This is a genomic window from uncultured Maribacter sp. (assembly GCF_947496775.1).
In the GTDB taxonomy this organism is placed as follows: Bacteria; Bacteroidota; Bacteroidia; order Flavobacteriales; family Flavobacteriaceae; genus Maribacter_B.
Genome location: NZ_CANMDU010000003.1, coordinates 215,435 through 230,997 on the forward strand (window position 1 = coordinate 215,435; position 15,563 = coordinate 230,997).

Annotated in this window: 14 protein-coding genes; 6 read left to right on the forward strand and 8 right to left on the reverse strand. The window is 31.5% G+C overall.

The features are described from left to right. Positions 1 to 3: 3 nt before the first annotated feature. The 7 genes from Q0856_RS07655 to Q0856_RS07685 all read right to left on the reverse strand — a co-directional run bounded on the left by Q0856_RS07655 (position 4) and on the right by Q0856_RS07685 (position 6,505). A complete protein-coding gene (locus Q0856_RS07655) occupies positions 4 to 483 on the reverse strand; it encodes an acetyl-CoA carboxylase biotin carboxyl carrier protein subunit (RefSeq protein WP_298477640.1) in 480 nt (159 codons plus the stop codon). Between the two features lie 163 nt (positions 484 to 646). After that, positions 647 to 1,699, reverse strand: coding sequence for an N-acetylmuramoyl-L-alanine amidase (locus Q0856_RS07660; RefSeq protein ID WP_298503878.1), 1,053 nt, complete (start codon positions 1,697 to 1,699; stop codon positions 647 to 649). A 115-nt stretch (positions 1,700 to 1,814) separates the two neighbouring features. Then, positions 1,815 to 3,077 carry an outer membrane protein assembly factor gene (locus Q0856_RS07665; protein ID WP_298503880.1) on the reverse strand — a complete coding sequence of 421 codons (1,263 nt, stop codon included), beginning with the start codon at positions 3,075 to 3,077 and terminating at the stop codon, positions 1,815 to 1,817. A gap of 3 nt (positions 3,078 to 3,080) precedes the next feature. Then, positions 3,081 to 3,809, reverse strand: coding sequence for a hypothetical protein (locus Q0856_RS07670; RefSeq protein WP_298477630.1), 729 nt, complete (start codon positions 3,807 to 3,809; stop codon positions 3,081 to 3,083). Position 3,810: 1 nt separating this feature from the next. Beyond that, positions 3,811 to 4,812, reverse strand: a complete 1,002-nt coding sequence (locus Q0856_RS07675; RefSeq protein WP_298503882.1) for a glycoside hydrolase TIM-barrel-like domain-containing protein — start codon at positions 4,810 to 4,812, stop codon at positions 3,811 to 3,813. A 45-nt stretch (positions 4,813 to 4,857) separates the two neighbouring features. After that, positions 4,858 to 5,766, reverse strand: coding sequence for a hypothetical protein (locus Q0856_RS07680; RefSeq protein WP_298477624.1), 909 nt, complete (start codon positions 5,764 to 5,766; stop codon positions 4,858 to 4,860). Positions 5,767 to 5,791: 25 nt separating this feature from the next. Next, positions 5,792 to 6,505, reverse strand: a complete 714-nt coding sequence (locus Q0856_RS07685) for a DUF547 domain-containing protein (protein ID WP_298503884.1) — start codon at positions 6,503 to 6,505, stop codon at positions 5,792 to 5,794. Between the two features lie 290 nt (positions 6,506 to 6,795). On the opposite strand from Q0856_RS07685, the gene Q0856_RS07690 reads away from it, so the two are divergent. The 6 genes from Q0856_RS07690 to Q0856_RS07715 are packed head-to-tail and all read left to right on the forward strand — an operon-like array spanning position 6,796 to position 13,066. Continuing rightward, positions 6,796 to 8,154 (forward strand): FAD/NAD(P)-binding oxidoreductase, encoded by a 1,359-nt coding sequence (locus Q0856_RS07690; RefSeq protein ID WP_298503886.1) that lies wholly within the window; start codon positions 6,796 to 6,798, stop codon positions 8,152 to 8,154. A gap of 2 nt (positions 8,155 to 8,156) precedes the next feature. Then, positions 8,157 to 9,746 (forward strand): 4Fe-4S binding protein, encoded by a 1,590-nt coding sequence (locus Q0856_RS07695; protein ID WP_298503889.1) that lies wholly within the window; start codon positions 8,157 to 8,159, stop codon positions 9,744 to 9,746. 1 nt (position 9,747) lies between these two features. Continuing rightward, positions 9,748 to 10,233 (forward strand): hypothetical protein, encoded by a 486-nt coding sequence (locus Q0856_RS07700; RefSeq protein WP_298477612.1) that lies wholly within the window; start codon positions 9,748 to 9,750, stop codon positions 10,231 to 10,233. Continuing rightward, complete coding sequence (locus Q0856_RS07705) at positions 10,233 to 10,922, forward strand: glycosyltransferase family 2 protein (RefSeq protein WP_298503892.1); 690 nt, start codon at positions 10,233 to 10,235, stop codon at positions 10,920 to 10,922. Before Q0856_RS07700 ends, Q0856_RS07705 begins: the two co-directional genes overlap by 1 nt. A 1-nt stretch (position 10,923) precedes the next feature. After that, complete coding sequence (locus tag Q0856_RS07710; protein WP_298503894.1) at positions 10,924 to 12,408, forward strand: cellulose synthase family protein; 1,485 nt, start codon at positions 10,924 to 10,926, stop codon at positions 12,406 to 12,408. Positions 12,409 to 12,460: 52 nt separating this feature from the next. Further along, the gene (locus tag Q0856_RS07715; RefSeq protein ID WP_298503897.1) at positions 12,461 to 13,066 is read left to right on the forward strand and encodes an alpha-ketoglutarate-dependent dioxygenase AlkB; all 606 of its coding nucleotides are present in this window, start codon (positions 12,461 to 12,463) and stop codon (positions 13,064 to 13,066) included. Between the two features lie 3 nt (positions 13,067 to 13,069). Here the strand turns inward: Q0856_RS07715 and Q0856_RS07720 are convergent, their stop codons facing one another. Next, positions 13,070 to 15,538: a T9SS type A sorting domain-containing protein gene (locus Q0856_RS07720; protein WP_298503899.1), complete on the reverse strand. Its 2,469-nt coding sequence runs from the start codon at positions 15,536 to 15,538 to the stop codon at positions 13,070 to 13,072. Between the last annotated feature and the right edge of the window lie 25 nt (positions 15,539 to 15,563).

The following is a 15,563-nucleotide window of genomic DNA, read 5'->3' on the forward strand; positions in this document are numbered from 1 at the left end:
CATTTATTCCATCTCGATTATTATCTGTCCTTTTTCAACAGCGTCTTCCTTTTTTGCAGTAATAGATTTTACAATACCTTCTCCTTGAGAAAGAATTATATTTTCCATTTTCATAGCAGATAAAACCAATAAAGGTGTTCCTTCTTCTATTTCCTGACCAACAGTAACCATAATATCTACAATAAGTCCTGGCATTGGAGCCTTTATATTATTTAGTTTCTGAGTAGTGTTAGAAAGTAGACCCATTTGTTTTACCATTTGATCGTACTCGTCTTCTATTTTTACGTCATAATTATTCCCATTAATAGAAATAGTTAACTCTTTTGCTGCATAGTTAGCCTTAACTAGCTCTACATTGTAAGCTTTATTATCTTTAAGCAAATGAAATTTTTCCTTGTCTATAGTATTTATATCCAGGGAGTCTACCAATTCATTATCTCGCCTAAACTCCTGTTTATCAACAGTAATTAAATAGTCCGCCATATTATTAAAATATTTATTTTCGAGTTAAAAAAATATAACACTCAGATTTAAAAGATGTTCCTTTTGTTCAAAAATACAAAAATTAGTTAACATTGTTAACTAATTTTGAATGAACTATGGATTTATTAAAAATATAACAATAACAAACCCTTTATTTATATTATTATTTTTTGGTGTAATCTAGAATAGCACCTTCACTAATCCATTTGGCAAGGGCTTGCCTATTATCTGGTTCTAAAATTCGTTTTTGATCCTTTTTATTTTTAATATTCCCTATCTCTATATAGGTCATAGCAGGATGTGTTTTACGAACCAAATACAATTCTGTTCTGTCCGAAAAAGTTCCGGAATATGCTCTATTTGGTTGGTATTTTTTATATTTTTTTTGAAAGGTTGCATGAATATTTTCTGCTATTTTTTTTCCATTCTTGCTTTTTTCGTGATGATAAAAGAAAACATCTATATTCTGACCTTTACTTCTACTATCAATATGCGTTACTATTAAGCGTTGGTACTTACCTCTATGCTTCTTATATAATTTATTAATAATATCTACACGCTGCTTTAATCTAGCAACTTGATTTAATGGAATTGCTTCGTCGGGGTAAGCTACTTCATCATGATCAATCTTTAAATAGCGTTCGTCTCGAATTCCGTCATTCATATCTCTTATTATAATATAAACCAGTGCTCCATGAGAAATTAGCTCTCTAGCTAACCTTAAAGTTATATCATAAGCATATTCATCCTCTGCAATAGATTTCCCAATATAAGTACCCATTGCTCCTGGATCTGGTCCGCCATGACCTGAAACTAAATAGTAGACTGCATTTTTAAGCTTGGTACTCTTAGTAGGTATTCTATTGTATTTTTTTCCAAAAATATCGTACCCTTTCCCATCATTTAATACTGTATTTTCGATTACATTTTTTTCTGTAGTCACTTCCTCTAAAGTATCTTTCTTTAAAGCCGGAATCTTATACGTTCTGCCCTCGTATAAATGAATACTATCGCGCATATTATCTATGTTTAAGGAAACAAAGGCATCAAAAGTTTCGTAAGGGTTCCTTCCTTTTTTACGCAACAAAGCATAAACCCCCTCTCCTTTTTCGGCAACTGCAACATCTAAACTGTCTTGTGCTATAGTAATAAAAGAAAAGCTTAGTACTATTATGGTAAGGATATTCCTTGTAAAAAATGGTTTAAATCTGGACATATAAATTAGAATTCAAAAATGATGCCTAATAGTAATAAATAGACAATTCAAATTTATACAACTCTAAGGTATTCTAGAAAAGGATTTAAAAAAGAAACTAACTATGTTTTAAACATTAAAAATATTGACCGATACCAAATACCAATCCTCGGGAAGCATCTTGGGTTATTCCGTAACCGTAATCTATTCTAAAAATAGCATTAAATATTTTCTTATGCATAAAGCGTAACCCAACTCCTGGATATATACGAAGGTTCTGCGTATCACTAAAATCTCCAAAATCTCCTCCGGGGTTTCTCCAAGAACCTCCATCGACAAATACATTGCTTTGTAAAACAAACCAGTCTTTATCTACTAGAGTATGTCTATACTCTGTATTTACAATAATTGCCGCAGTTCCGCGATCTATAGTATTGCCAACTCCTCTAATATTTATATTATTATCTACTGTAAAAGGAGCAAAAGGGGTATCTATATTGGTTGCTAAACCCAAACGTACTCTACTTGCCCAATTTCCTTTTTCTCCTATTCTTTTAAAAAAAGTAAAATCATTAAAGCCAATTAAAAATTCTGGTAAATTAGTATCCGTACTTCCAACATACTGAAAATTTAAGTAGCTTCTAAAACCTGATAAATATTGATAGTGATAATCGATATTATCATAATTATAAATAAGTTTCCATAAGTGTTTATCTACGTTTAAAGCTAATGGTACCTCAGTATTTTGAGCTCCAGAAATATATTTATAGTCTTCCGTAAATGCGCTATAGCCAAACTCTACTCTATTTTTAAAATTTATTTGATATAACCCCAAAACCTCAACACCATTATTATTATACTTATAATCTGCACTTGTATTGTCAAAAAACACAGGTTCTTGAGTGGTCAAATCTTTATAATTTATTGCCAAACCTAATTTAGAATTAAATAAATAAGGGGCTCTAATATTAACTCCAAACGAATTAAAAATATCGTATTGATAAAAAGCACCTAGGGTAACTCCTTTACCTAAAAAATTAAATTCTTGTAATCCTACCCTAAAAGCAAAATCGTCATTAGAAGAACTAAAAAGATTAGCAAAGGGAATTAGAGTAAAATTCTCTTCTATTTGGTATACTACTTCATAACCAATTCCTATTTTCTTTACTACGGAAAAATTAGCACTGGCTACAAAAGGTAATCTTTTAAGGTGCTCTATATCCGAAATTAAAACAGTAGAATCTAATTCCGTTCTGGCTTCTACTTTTATTAGTTTTTTAAGAAAGGAAACTTTTGTTTTTTTTGTTCCTTTTATGGTTACCTCTGTAATAGTTTCCTTCTGTGCATACCCGTTTAAAAAAACAAAAATTAGAAGGAAAAAAGAGTATAATTTTTTCATAATTTAAAATTGCAGAGCAAATGGTTTTATAGAAAATAAATTTACCCAATTATCTTCACTAACACCCATTAAATTAAACACATAATCTGTTTCATTTTGTAATTCTGGAGGTGTATTTGTGGTTATATTTAACACTACATTATTTAAATTATAATAGGTAAATGTTTTAGCGAAGGTATAAGTCCCTGATAACAAGTTACTTTGCGAATTAGATACTACTTGAAAGTATATTTTAGAATCCGTATATGCCCCGTCTTGCCATGTAAAGATTGGCATTTGTGTGTTCGTTTGAATCTCAATATTTTCTGGTAAATACTCCGTTTCTTTGCTTAAATGTTTTAAACGAATAGGGTTAGATAAATGTATTTTCCCGCTTTCTTCAAAAGTAACAATAACCCATTTTTCAGCATCAAATTGGCCATCAAACTTCATTAAATATCCATTAAAAACATCCGAAATAGGCAAGTTTATTAATTTGTAATTTCCGTAGTTATTTTTATCGTCATTTGCAGTATTTGTGCTATAACATTGCATATTCGTTGCCCCATCTCTTGGATAAAAATAGATACTTACTTTTTCTGAATCTTCATTACTTGCAGCGCACGCTATTACATTATCTTTTACTATTTCTCTTCCTTGTATATTGGTGCCTAAAGTGTCTAGTCTAGATTCCAAATCATTAGAACAACTACAAATTACAGTTAGTAAAAAAAGGAAAAAAACATTTTTCATCTTAGTATATTTTGTAAAAGCTTTTTATAACGTTTTGTGCTGGCTTATTCTGAGGGGTAAATCTATTATCATTTTGTCCTCCTACATTTTCGTGATTTAAAAACCATTTCCAAACATAACCGCCAGCGAACCAATCTTCTTGCCAAAATTCCGAAAATATAGCCTCTTTAGCATTGGCTTGAGCTATTAAATTAACGCCTTCATCAGTACGATCTACCAACCATGGTTTTTTAGCAGTATAATCCATACTTCTATATCCAAATTCTGTAAATAGTACAGATTTACTGGTTGCGTTAGACAAAGATTTTATTTTATTTTTCCAGGGCTGCCAGCCTTCTTTCAGTTCTTTCACAGATGGAGTTTTAGACTCTGATAATGGGAAATAAGCATCTATTCCTATATAATCTAATTGGTCCCAAAATATTACCTTAGGATATTCGTCCCAATTAGCAGCGTAGGTTAACTTTCCTTTATATGTTTTTCTAATTTTAGCTATTAATTGTCTCCAATAGTGGGGCCTGTTATTTACAAAATTCTCTAATTCTGTCCCTATACATAAAAGTTCCACATTTGTTTCTTGCGCCAATTGCGCATAGGTCATAATAAACTTTTCGTAAGATTTCTCTAAAAATACCCAATCTTCTTCTGATTCCATTTTTAGAGTTCCAGTAAACTCCCCATGCCATATCCAAATTTGCGGTTTTAGCATTACATTAATCTTATTCTTATGTAAAAGCTCTATATACTGTTTTGCCCCTTTTTTTGTTTCTCCAAACCATTGACGGTCTGTATTAAAAATAATTTTAGGAGAATTTATATCTTTTAGGAAACCAAACGGCATTACTGCCGCACTATTTGCATTAATATGTTTTACATTATCTACATGTTCTTGTAGCGCTTCTTCTCCGGATGCTACAAAACTTACTCCATTCATTTTTATAACCTTTTGACTAGAACAAGAAAATTGTGCTAATAACAAAAAAAGAAGTCCTAATTTTTTCATTTAATGAGTATTAAGACTTCTAATTTAAGCTATTTATTATGTTTGCTACAATATTACTCTAAGCCCTAAATTAAATGTTTGTCCTAGGCCAGTATTATTTCCTCTTAAGAAGTTGGTATATAGAGCTTCCAAGTTCAAAGCATCTGTCAATTGAAATTTAACCCCACCACCAGCGGCAGTAAAATCTTGTTCAAAATTATTTCCTAAATCTATACGTTGTGAATGTTGTACTAGACCAAGAATAGTAAATTTAGAACTTGGAAAATAACTTAAGAATACTCCTGGAGTTAGATTTAAACTATTATTTGCAAAACTCTCTTCCTTGTCTCCAAAATTGTATTCTGAGTTTAATTCCGTAAATAATTGCCATTTGTTCCCAGGGAAGGTATAATCATAGAAAAAACGGTTTTGCCATGTAAATCCTTTCTGATCTAGAAAAACTCCATTTTCGGTTTCATTATCTACCAAAGGAATAAAAAAGGAACTTTGAATACTAAAATTACTAACAGATTTAATAGGCACAAATTTTACAGATGGAGCAATGGATGTTAAACCTGAACGTGCTGAGTTATCTTCCCCATCAAACTTAAAAACATCTAAAGCATCTCTACCTCCTATTACATTAGAACGGAATTCAAATATGGCACCTATATTCCATCTATTATTTTCTCCGATACCAGTATACGCCTCTAAAGTAGAGGTGAAAAAAGTTTGCCTTGCTTCTTTACCTTCTGAAAAAGTACTTTCTGTTTGTGTATATAAATTATTAAACCACTTTATATCTACTTGCCCTTTACCTATTAGTTTAGAAGGTGTATATTGTTGTATATTACTTATTTCTTGTTCTGGTTCAGAAGACATCATTTTTTTGTCTTCCATTTCTTCTTGTGCAAAACTTACACTAGTTCCTAAAAGAACTGCTGATGCAACTATATATTTTTTTATTGATTTCATTATATTTTTTTTAGGTTGTTGTTTTTTATTTTAAATCATTTAACGTCCAGTCATAAGGATAATAAGACACCTTAGCTTTCATTGGTAATTTTTCCTTTTTGTATTGATTAATATAATCTACTAAAGATCCATTCTTTGTAAAATCGCCTTTGTACCACTCAAATATTTGAGAAATTTTTACTTTGTTTTTATTTACCTGTATAAATTTAGTGTCATTTAATGCTGCAACGGTTTGCATCTGCAATTGTTTCTCTAAAGTGCTTGGCTTATAGGCAGTATTTATTATTGGTGGGCAGCCTAAACCTGCGCAAACAAGAACAAAATGAAAACGAGGTTCTTTAGGAAAATTACCTCTTAATAATTTATTCTCAATATCATTAAGCGTAATGTTTTTACCTCCTATATTATGCTTTATCTTATCAAAAAAACCTGCTTTATTTAATGGCGATTTAATAGGGTAGTTATCTACTATACTTTTAATTACTGTTAAATTATAACCATTTATCCAAAAAGATTGGTATTCTTTAACATTGCTCTTTTCCACTTTTATTTCTTGAGCTAATTGCAATATAGCATCTAATTCTGCTGTATTTTTTTTGATATCAGAATATGCAACTTTACCATTTTTAACATGTTTACCTAAAAAAACATCTGCCTTATTAATAAACATTTCTGTACTTTGAGCAATACTAAAGTGACCTATAAAAGCCAATAATATTAGAGCTACTATTTTTTTCATAATTATTTTTTTAAATTAATATTTCTGAAAGAAAAATCTTGTTAATTATATCGATAAATAATAATATAAATTGTATTGTTTACGTTTTAAATGCAATTTACATATGCTATGTCGCTTATATTTTAAAAACTTAACAAAGCAATACTTTTTCTTTCTTGGGTCAAAGGAACTTCAAAAGTATCACATAGTTATCACGAAGAATATCACGTGATTATCACAAAAATAAATTTCAAAATTTTGTTAAGTTTTTATGTTTAACTTCGACAGACATCAAATAACCAATCAATTTTATGGAACATATAGTCATCATAGGTAATGGTATTTCTGGGGTAACAGCGGCTCGCCATATTAGAAAATTATCCGATAAGAAAATTACAATTATATCTGCGGAAACAGATTATTTTTTTTCAAGAACCGCACTTATGTATATCTATATGGGCCATATGAAGTTTGAACATACGCAACCCTACGAAAATTGGTTTTGGAAAAAAAACAGAATTAATTTAGTTAAAGGGTATGTACATTTTATTGACCATAAAAACCAAACTCTTAAAATTGAAAATAGCACGGATATATCATATGATAAATTAATTATTGCTACAGGTTCCAAACCAAATAAATTTGGCTGGCCTGGGCAAGATTTAAGTCATGTACAAGGCCTATATTCTAAACAAGATTTAGATGCATTAGAAAAAAATGCTCCTAATAAAAAAATCTGCAAAAGAGCTGTAATTGTTGGCGGCGGTTTAATTGGAATAGAAATGGCCGAAATGCTAAGGAGCAGAGATATTCCTGTAACTTTTTTAGTTCGTGAAAGTAGTTTTTGGAATGGAGTACTTCCAAACGGAGAATCTCAAATGATCAATGAACATATTTTAGAACACCATATAGATTTACGATTAGAGACGAATTTGGTGGAAATACTATCCGATGAAAGTGGTAAAGCAAAAGCTGTTGTTACGGATAAAGGAGATACTATTGATTGCGATGTTGTTGGCCTTACAGCTGGCGTTTCTCCGAATATTAGTTTTTTAAGGGATTCTGGAATAGAACTGGGTCGAGGGATAAAAGTAAATAGGATGTTAGAAACCAATATTCCTAATATTTATGCTATAGGAGATTGCGCAGAACAACACGAAGGAATAGGTAATCGAAGACCAATTGAGGCCGTTTGGTATACTGGAAGAATGATGGGAGAAACTCTTGCGCAAACTATTTGCGGCAATCCAACAGAATACAAGCCTGGACATTGGTTTAACTCTGCCAAATTTTTGGATCTAGAATACCAAACCTATGGTTGGGTTTTTAGTGAATTAAATAAAAAAGAGTACGAGCAACACTTTCATTGGCGACATGCATCAGAAAAAATATGTGTAACTATCGCTTTTCATAAAGACACAAAAGAATTTTTAGGAATTAACACATTCGGTATTCGCATGCGTCATAAAATATTTGATCAATGGCTTACTGAAAATAGAAATATAGAATACGTCATGGAATATCTTAAAGACGCTAATTTTGACCCTGAGTTTTATGCTCAGTACGAACAAGAAATTATAACTCATTTCAACAAAAAATTTGACACTCAAATTTCTCCAAAGAAAAAAAGTTGGACAAGAATCTTTACTACACCTAAATCTAGAGCGTAATTATGAAAGCAATACAAAACATAGGGATTACCATATTTTTAGTTGGACTAGGATTTTTTACTGCCTTACCATTTTTAGGTAATTTTAAACTAGACCAAAAAGGTTTTGATGAATTGATTACTAGTCAGGGTATAAAAAGTGAACTATTCATTCAAAATCTAAAAAGCAAAATAGTAGACAAAGACTTTACTGGAGTAACTTCTTTAGAACCAATAGTAGATAAGGTAATTACCAATGCCAATACTGTTCATTCCAAAAACAAAGAATGGAGCAAAAAAGTTTATGTTAGCGGTGGAGATTTAGCAACTACTATTCGTAAAAAATCGGGTTACGGTTTTATTCCTGAAAATAAAGGTTTAATGTGGTTTTTAACCTTTGGCTTAGGTATTATTGGAGCCCTAATGTTTATAGTGCCTCAAGTAATAACTTTAGGGAAAAAAGGAATTAAAAATGACCATATTTACCACCAAAGTTCTACAAACAAAGGTTGGATAGCCTGGCTGGTTTTTATTTTTTTAGTGAGTTTTTATCTCATTTTATATTTTAAATCGGAGTATGCGGTAAACTGGACGTATTTAGTAGACCCAATAAGTGTGTCTTTAAGTGGCAATCTTGCAGGGCATTGGTTTGTTTACGGGTTTATGTATTGTGTAGTTATGACCGTTATGGCCATACGTATGTACATTAAATATCGCCATAATATGTACCAAATGGTAAGGACAACATCTGTATTATTCTTTCAGATTGTATTTGCTTTTTTAATTCCAGAGATTATGGTAAGGTTACAGTTATCTTACTCTAAAGGGTACGATTTTAAAAATGCCTTCCCTTTAGACTATGATTTCTTTTTCAATTGGAATTTAAAAGAATTAATATCAAGTGGAGGTTTAGGCTTATTTATTCTTGTTTGGGGTATTCTATTAACAGTAGTCATTGTACCAGTAATGGTTTACTTCTTTGGAAAAAGATGGTACTGCTCATGGGTTTGCGGATGTGGTGGACTAGCAGAAACTCTAGGAGACCCTTATCGCCAACATTCAAGCAAATCCTTATTTTCTTGGAAAGTAGAACGTTGGTTAATTCATGGGGTATTACTTTTTGCATTAGTTATGACCGGATTTACATTATATGGCTTTTTTGCAGAAACTGGAACTGTACTAGGTATTAAAGTTCAAAGTATAATGAATACCTACAGCTTTTTAATAGGAGCTATCTTTGCTGGTGTAATTGGAACCGGTTTTTACCCTATTTTTGGAAATAGAGTTTGGTGCAGATTTGGTTGCCCATTGGCTGCTTATTTAGGATTCGTGCAACGTTTTAAATCTAGATTTAGAATTACTACCAATGGAGGGCAATGTATTTCTTGCGGAAATTGTTCCACATATTGCGAACAAGGTATTGATGTTAGAGCATATGCGCAAAAAGGAGAAAATATTGTTAGATCTAGTTGTGTTGGTTGCGGTGTTTGTTCTGCTGTTTGTCCACGTGGTGTTTTAAAACTAGAAAATGGCCCTACTGAAGGGAGAATTAACCCTACCGAAGTGCTCCTCGGCAATGATGTAGATTTAATGGAATTAGTAAATAAAAAATAGCATGGTTTTTAAAGTTTCAATAATCGCTATATTATGTCTTTTTCTAAATTTAAAAGAAAAAGACGATACCCGGTATCATAAGGCGTTTTACGAAAATGGAAAAATAAAAGAAGAAGGATGGCTCCGAAAAAATATTAAAACAGGATATTGGAAATTTTATCATGAAAACGGAACCCTTTCCGAACAAGGTCATTATAAAAACAATAAAAGAGAAAACTATTGGTATTTTTACAGTAAAAATAATGTTAGACTTCGCGAAGGGAAGTATGAAAATGGACAGATGATTAATTGGTGGCTTTTTTATGATAAAAAAGGAGTAATTACCCATAAATGCCAACTTAAAGACGGTAAAAAAAATGGATATTGCCTAAAATATAAAAATGAAAAAATTACTGCCGCTGTTCAATATATTAATGGAAAAAGAATAAAAGAATGGACAACTTTTTCCAGTTTTAAAAAAGAAAATAAATTATCCGATTTACATTAATGACCAATATAAAAGTTATTATTCCGGCTTTTAACGAAGCAGATTCTATTTCCCAGGTAATAAAGGAAATTCCTAAAGAAGTATCAGAAATTATTGTAGTAAACAATAATTCTACTGATAAAACGGTCATAAATGCAGAAAAATCAGGTGCTACAGTACTTACGGAAACTAAAATGGGTTACGGATTTGCCTGTTTAGCTGGACTAGATTATGTAAGCAAACAATCCAAAAAACCCGATATTATCGTATTCCTTGACGGAGACTATTCGGATTACCCCGAAGAACTTACTAAATTAGTGCAACCAATAGTAGATAAAAAAGTAGATTTTGTTATTGGTGCACGTGTAAAAGAGCTTAGAGAAGATGGTAGTATGACACCGCAACAAATTTTTGGTAATTGGCTAGCTACTAGCTTAATGAAAGTACTTTTTAAAGCTACATTTACAGATTTAGGACCTTTTAGAGCAATACAATATGATAAATTATTGTCTCTACAAATGGAAGACGAAACCTATGGCTGGACAGTTGAAATGCAACTTAAAGCTTTAAAACAAAAACTAGCATATACCGAAGTTCCAGTACGTTACAAAAAAAGAATTGGTATCTCAAAAGTATCAGGAACAGTAAAAGGTAGTATATTTGCTGGCATTAAAATATTAAGTTGGATATTTAAATATAGCATCAAATAAAATGGGACTTACAATTGCATACATAATTATTGCCATTTACAGCATTGCTCTGGTGTTGATTTTTTTCTACAGCTTAGCACAACTTAATCTGCTAGTCAATTATTTAGGTTATAAAAAACGGAATAAGACAGCTCCAAAATTTAACCTTTTAGACCCAAAAGAAATTCCTTTTGTAACCATTCAACTTCCTGTATATAATGAAGAATATGTGATGGACCGCCTTTTGGAAAATATTGCAAAATTAGAATATCCTCTTAGTAAATTAGAAATTCAGGTACTAGACGACTCTACAGATGAAACTGTAATAGATACGGCAAAGCACATAAAAAAACTGCAAGCAACTGGTTTAGATATAAAACATATTTGTAGAACAAATAGGCAAGGTTTTAAAGCGGGTGCTTTAAAAGAAGGACTCGAAGTTGCTAAAGGAGATTTTATCGCCATTTTCGATGCTGATTTTTTACCAGATAGCGATTGGCTTAAGAAAACCGTTATTTATTTTAAAGATGAAGAAATAGGTGTTGTACAAACGCGTTGGGGGCATATTAATAGAGATTATTCTACTTTAACTAAAATACAAGCCTTTGCCTTAGATGCTCACTTTACTTTAGAACAGGTAGGACGTAATGCTAAAGGTCATTTTATAAACTTTAATGGTACCGCAGGTATTTGGCGTAAAGAATGTATTCTAGATGCCGGGAATTGGGAAGGCGACACCCTAACAGAAGATTTAGATTTAAGCTATAGAGCACAATTAAAAAATTGGAAGTTTAAATATTTAGAAGATGTAGAAACTCCCGCTGAGTTACCTGTTGTAATTAGTGCTGCACGTTCCCAACAATTTAGATGGAATAAAGGTGGGGCTGAAAATTTTAGAAAAACGGTATGGAGCGTAATTAGCGCTAAAAATATTCCTTTTAAAACCAAATTTCATGGTGTAATGCACTTACTTAATAGCTCTATGTTTCTTTGCGTATTTATAGTTGCTCTTTTAAGTATTCCTATGCTTTACATAAAAAACATGTACGGACATTTAGGTTGGGTTTTTGAAGTAACAAGTTTTTTCATCGTCAGTACTATTATACTTTTTGTTTGTTATTGGTTTACCTATAAAAGCATCCAAGGAAGTAGTTTTGATAATTTTATAGATTATATAAAACTATTTTTTACCTTTTTCTCTGTAGCGCTCGGGTTTTCACTGCATAATTCTATTGCTGTGCTAGAAGGTCATATGGGAAAACGTAGCGAGTTTGTTAGAACACCGAAATTTAATCTTAATAATCTTAGAGATAGCTGGAAAGGCAATAAATACCTAGCAAAGAAACTTTCTCCTAATATGATAATAGAAGCTGCGCTTATGATTTACTTCCTTTTTGGAATGTATAGTGCTATTCCATTAAATGATTTTGGACTCTTTCCCTTTCATTTTATGTTATTTCTAGGTTTTGGTTATGTATTTTTTAAGTCTCTTACGGCAAGAGCTTAATATACCCTTACGCACCTTTTAACATTATATATTTAAATTTCACCTTTTAAAGATGGATTTATTTAATCAAGATACTACTCCTAATATTTTACCTTTCGATGGAGAAGTTATTTATTATGGTACCGTATTAAATCTTTCCAAATGTCAATTTTATTTTAACACTCTCTACAACACCATAGCATGGAAGCCTGATGAGGCCGTAATTTTTGGAAAAAAGATTTTTACCAAACGTAAAGTCGCTTGGTATGCTGCTAGATCATTTGAATATACCTATTCTAAGAGCACAAAAATATCTCTACCATGGACTAAAGAGCTTTTAGAGCTAAAAGAAATAGTAGAAAATAAAACAGGTGAAACATATAACTCTTGTTTATTAAATCTTTACCATAATGGAGAAGAAGGTATGGCTTGGCATAGTGATGGTGAAAAAGATTTAAAACAAAATGGAGCCATTGCTTCCCTTAGTTTTGGTGCAGAGAGAAAGTTTCTTTTTAAACATAAAGACACCAAAAAGACCGTTAATATAATTCTAGAAAAAGGTAGCTTATTGGTAATGAAAGGCGAAACACAAAAACATTGGTTACACCGATTACCGCCAACCAAAAAAGTACATACACCAAGAATAAATCTAACTTTTAGAACTATAGAAACTTCGTAAATCTTATTGAATTAGTACTTTTTTAATTTCCTCCATGTCGTCATTTTTAATGTAGATAAAATATATTCCCCGAGATAATTGACTTACATTTAATTTAGCTTCGTAAGTCCCATTTTTTAAATTATTAGAATATACTATGTTCCCTTTTCCGTTATATATTTTAATAATGGTTTCCGATTTTTGTACTGCCTTCCATAATAAATTAATAGATTCTGTATGCCCTGTATTTTGAAAAACAACCACTTCTTTTTTAAGATCTAATTCCGTAACAGATTCGGGATGAATTTCTTTTTCTAAATAATCTGCAACCCCACTTTTGTTAATATCATCATCTGCAGGATTTCCATTATTATTATAATCTTCGTCTATAGTTAAATAGCCATCTCCGTCATCATCACTATCTATATAATTGGGTATATTATCTTTATCGGTATCTAAATACACTACTTTCTTAGCCGATTTTTTATTTTTATCTGTACCAATATTATCTATTTCATCTATTGTAGAAACTCCATCCCCATCATCATCACTATCTAAATAATTAGGAATACCGTCATTATCCGTATCATCATCTTCTAAATTTCCGTTATTATTTACATCTTCATCCCTATCTAAAACACCATCAGACTCTGAATCTCTAAAATCAATAGTTACTGTGATAGAACTTTTACAATCATTTTTATCCTTTACATAAAATATATATTCTCCATTTATTAGACCGTTAAATAAAGGAAAGGTACTATATACTACGTCATCATTAGAGAAATAATATGGAGCTTCTCCCCCATCTACAGATATTTTTACCGATGATTTATTGGTCTCAAAATCATATGCTATTTCATTATTTAACGATAACCCTTCTGACTCTTCTACTGTAAAATCTACCGTTTTAAAATAACCACTAGCATCGAATACTGAAATAAAATGATTACCAGGAGTTATGCTCATAAAAATATTGTCTACTTGAGCATCTATTATATCTAAAGAATTATAAGCGTATAAAAAATTTCCTGAGCCCCCTGTAGCTATAATTTTCACTTGCGTATCTACCGCTACTCCACATAAAATGGAAGGTACCTCTAACGTTACCATTAACTCTTCTGGCTCTGTAATTTCTTGTGTAACATTTACAATACACCCATTAGCATCACTAACCATTATTGTATAAGCGCCAGGAGCTAAACCTGTAAAAGTATTATCTGTAGAAAATAAATTTAAGTTTGGCGAAATAGCAAACGTATAATCTGGTGTACCTCCTGATGGTGTAATTGTAATAATGCCATCATTTGCCCCATGACCAGTTATTGACGTAACTGAAACAGAAGTATCTAAAGCTAGTGGCTCTGTAATTACAATAGTTGGAAGAATTAAAACACATCCTAAGCTATCTTGCACATTAATTTCATAAGACCCAACTGCCAAATTATTAAAAACGTTACTATTTTGGTAAGGAACTAAAACATCTATTCCGTTAGATAGCTGGTACTGATACTGTCCTGAACCACCTATAGTTTCCACCGTAATACTCCCATTTGATTCTCCATAACAAGTTACGTTTTGAACTGTATAAGTACTCTGTATATCTTCTAATGAAGTTACACTTACACCGTTAGTACTAATAACAATGTTGCTAGCATCTCTAATATTAACTGTATAATTACCAATACCTAAATTGGAAAAAACATTTGTATTTACATAAGTCATCCCTCCGTTTATAGAATACATATATGGTGGCATTCCGCCAGATGCATTTGCCGTAATTACTCCTGTATCTAAACAAGAAGATGTTGCTTGGGTTTGGATTAACTGGCCTACTAAAATTGGAGGTTCTGTAAGGCTAATTTGTGAAGTAACTTCACACCCATAGGAGTTAATAGTACTTATGTTATACGTTCCAGCAGGAAGATTTGTAAAAACTGGGTTAGCTTGATAAGCTACAATCGGATTAAAATTAAAATCTAATAACTGATAACTATATGGACCTGAATTACCCGATACAAAAACTTCAATAATACCATCACTTGCACCATTACTACTTATAGGCTGAACTGTTAAAACCGAAGATGTAATATTATTTTCAAAAACCTTAGCATAAAAACTTTCAAAAACATCATTTTCATAACCTAGAACCACCCGATACTGCCCAATAGAATTTATCGATAAAGATGCTTCTGTAGAAATAGTATTCCAGGTACAAGTTGGGTTTAAGTTTGCACAATCTGCACCTACAGGAGAACAAGAGTTTTCATCTAATTTTTGCCATTGTACAGAAAGAACCTCTGGATCTGAAACTTGCACTATACGCATGTCACCAGGGTAACAAAGAGAAAGCTCTGGTGTTATACTACCATCTGTAGGACAGACAGCAGAGTTATTAGACAATACCAGAAAAGGATTTACACCTGCCGCATTAATAATATTAGAAATACTAAGAAATAAAGAAAATAGTAGAATACGTAAAACGTGATGCATTGGTAATGGTTTTTATAGTTTTGAC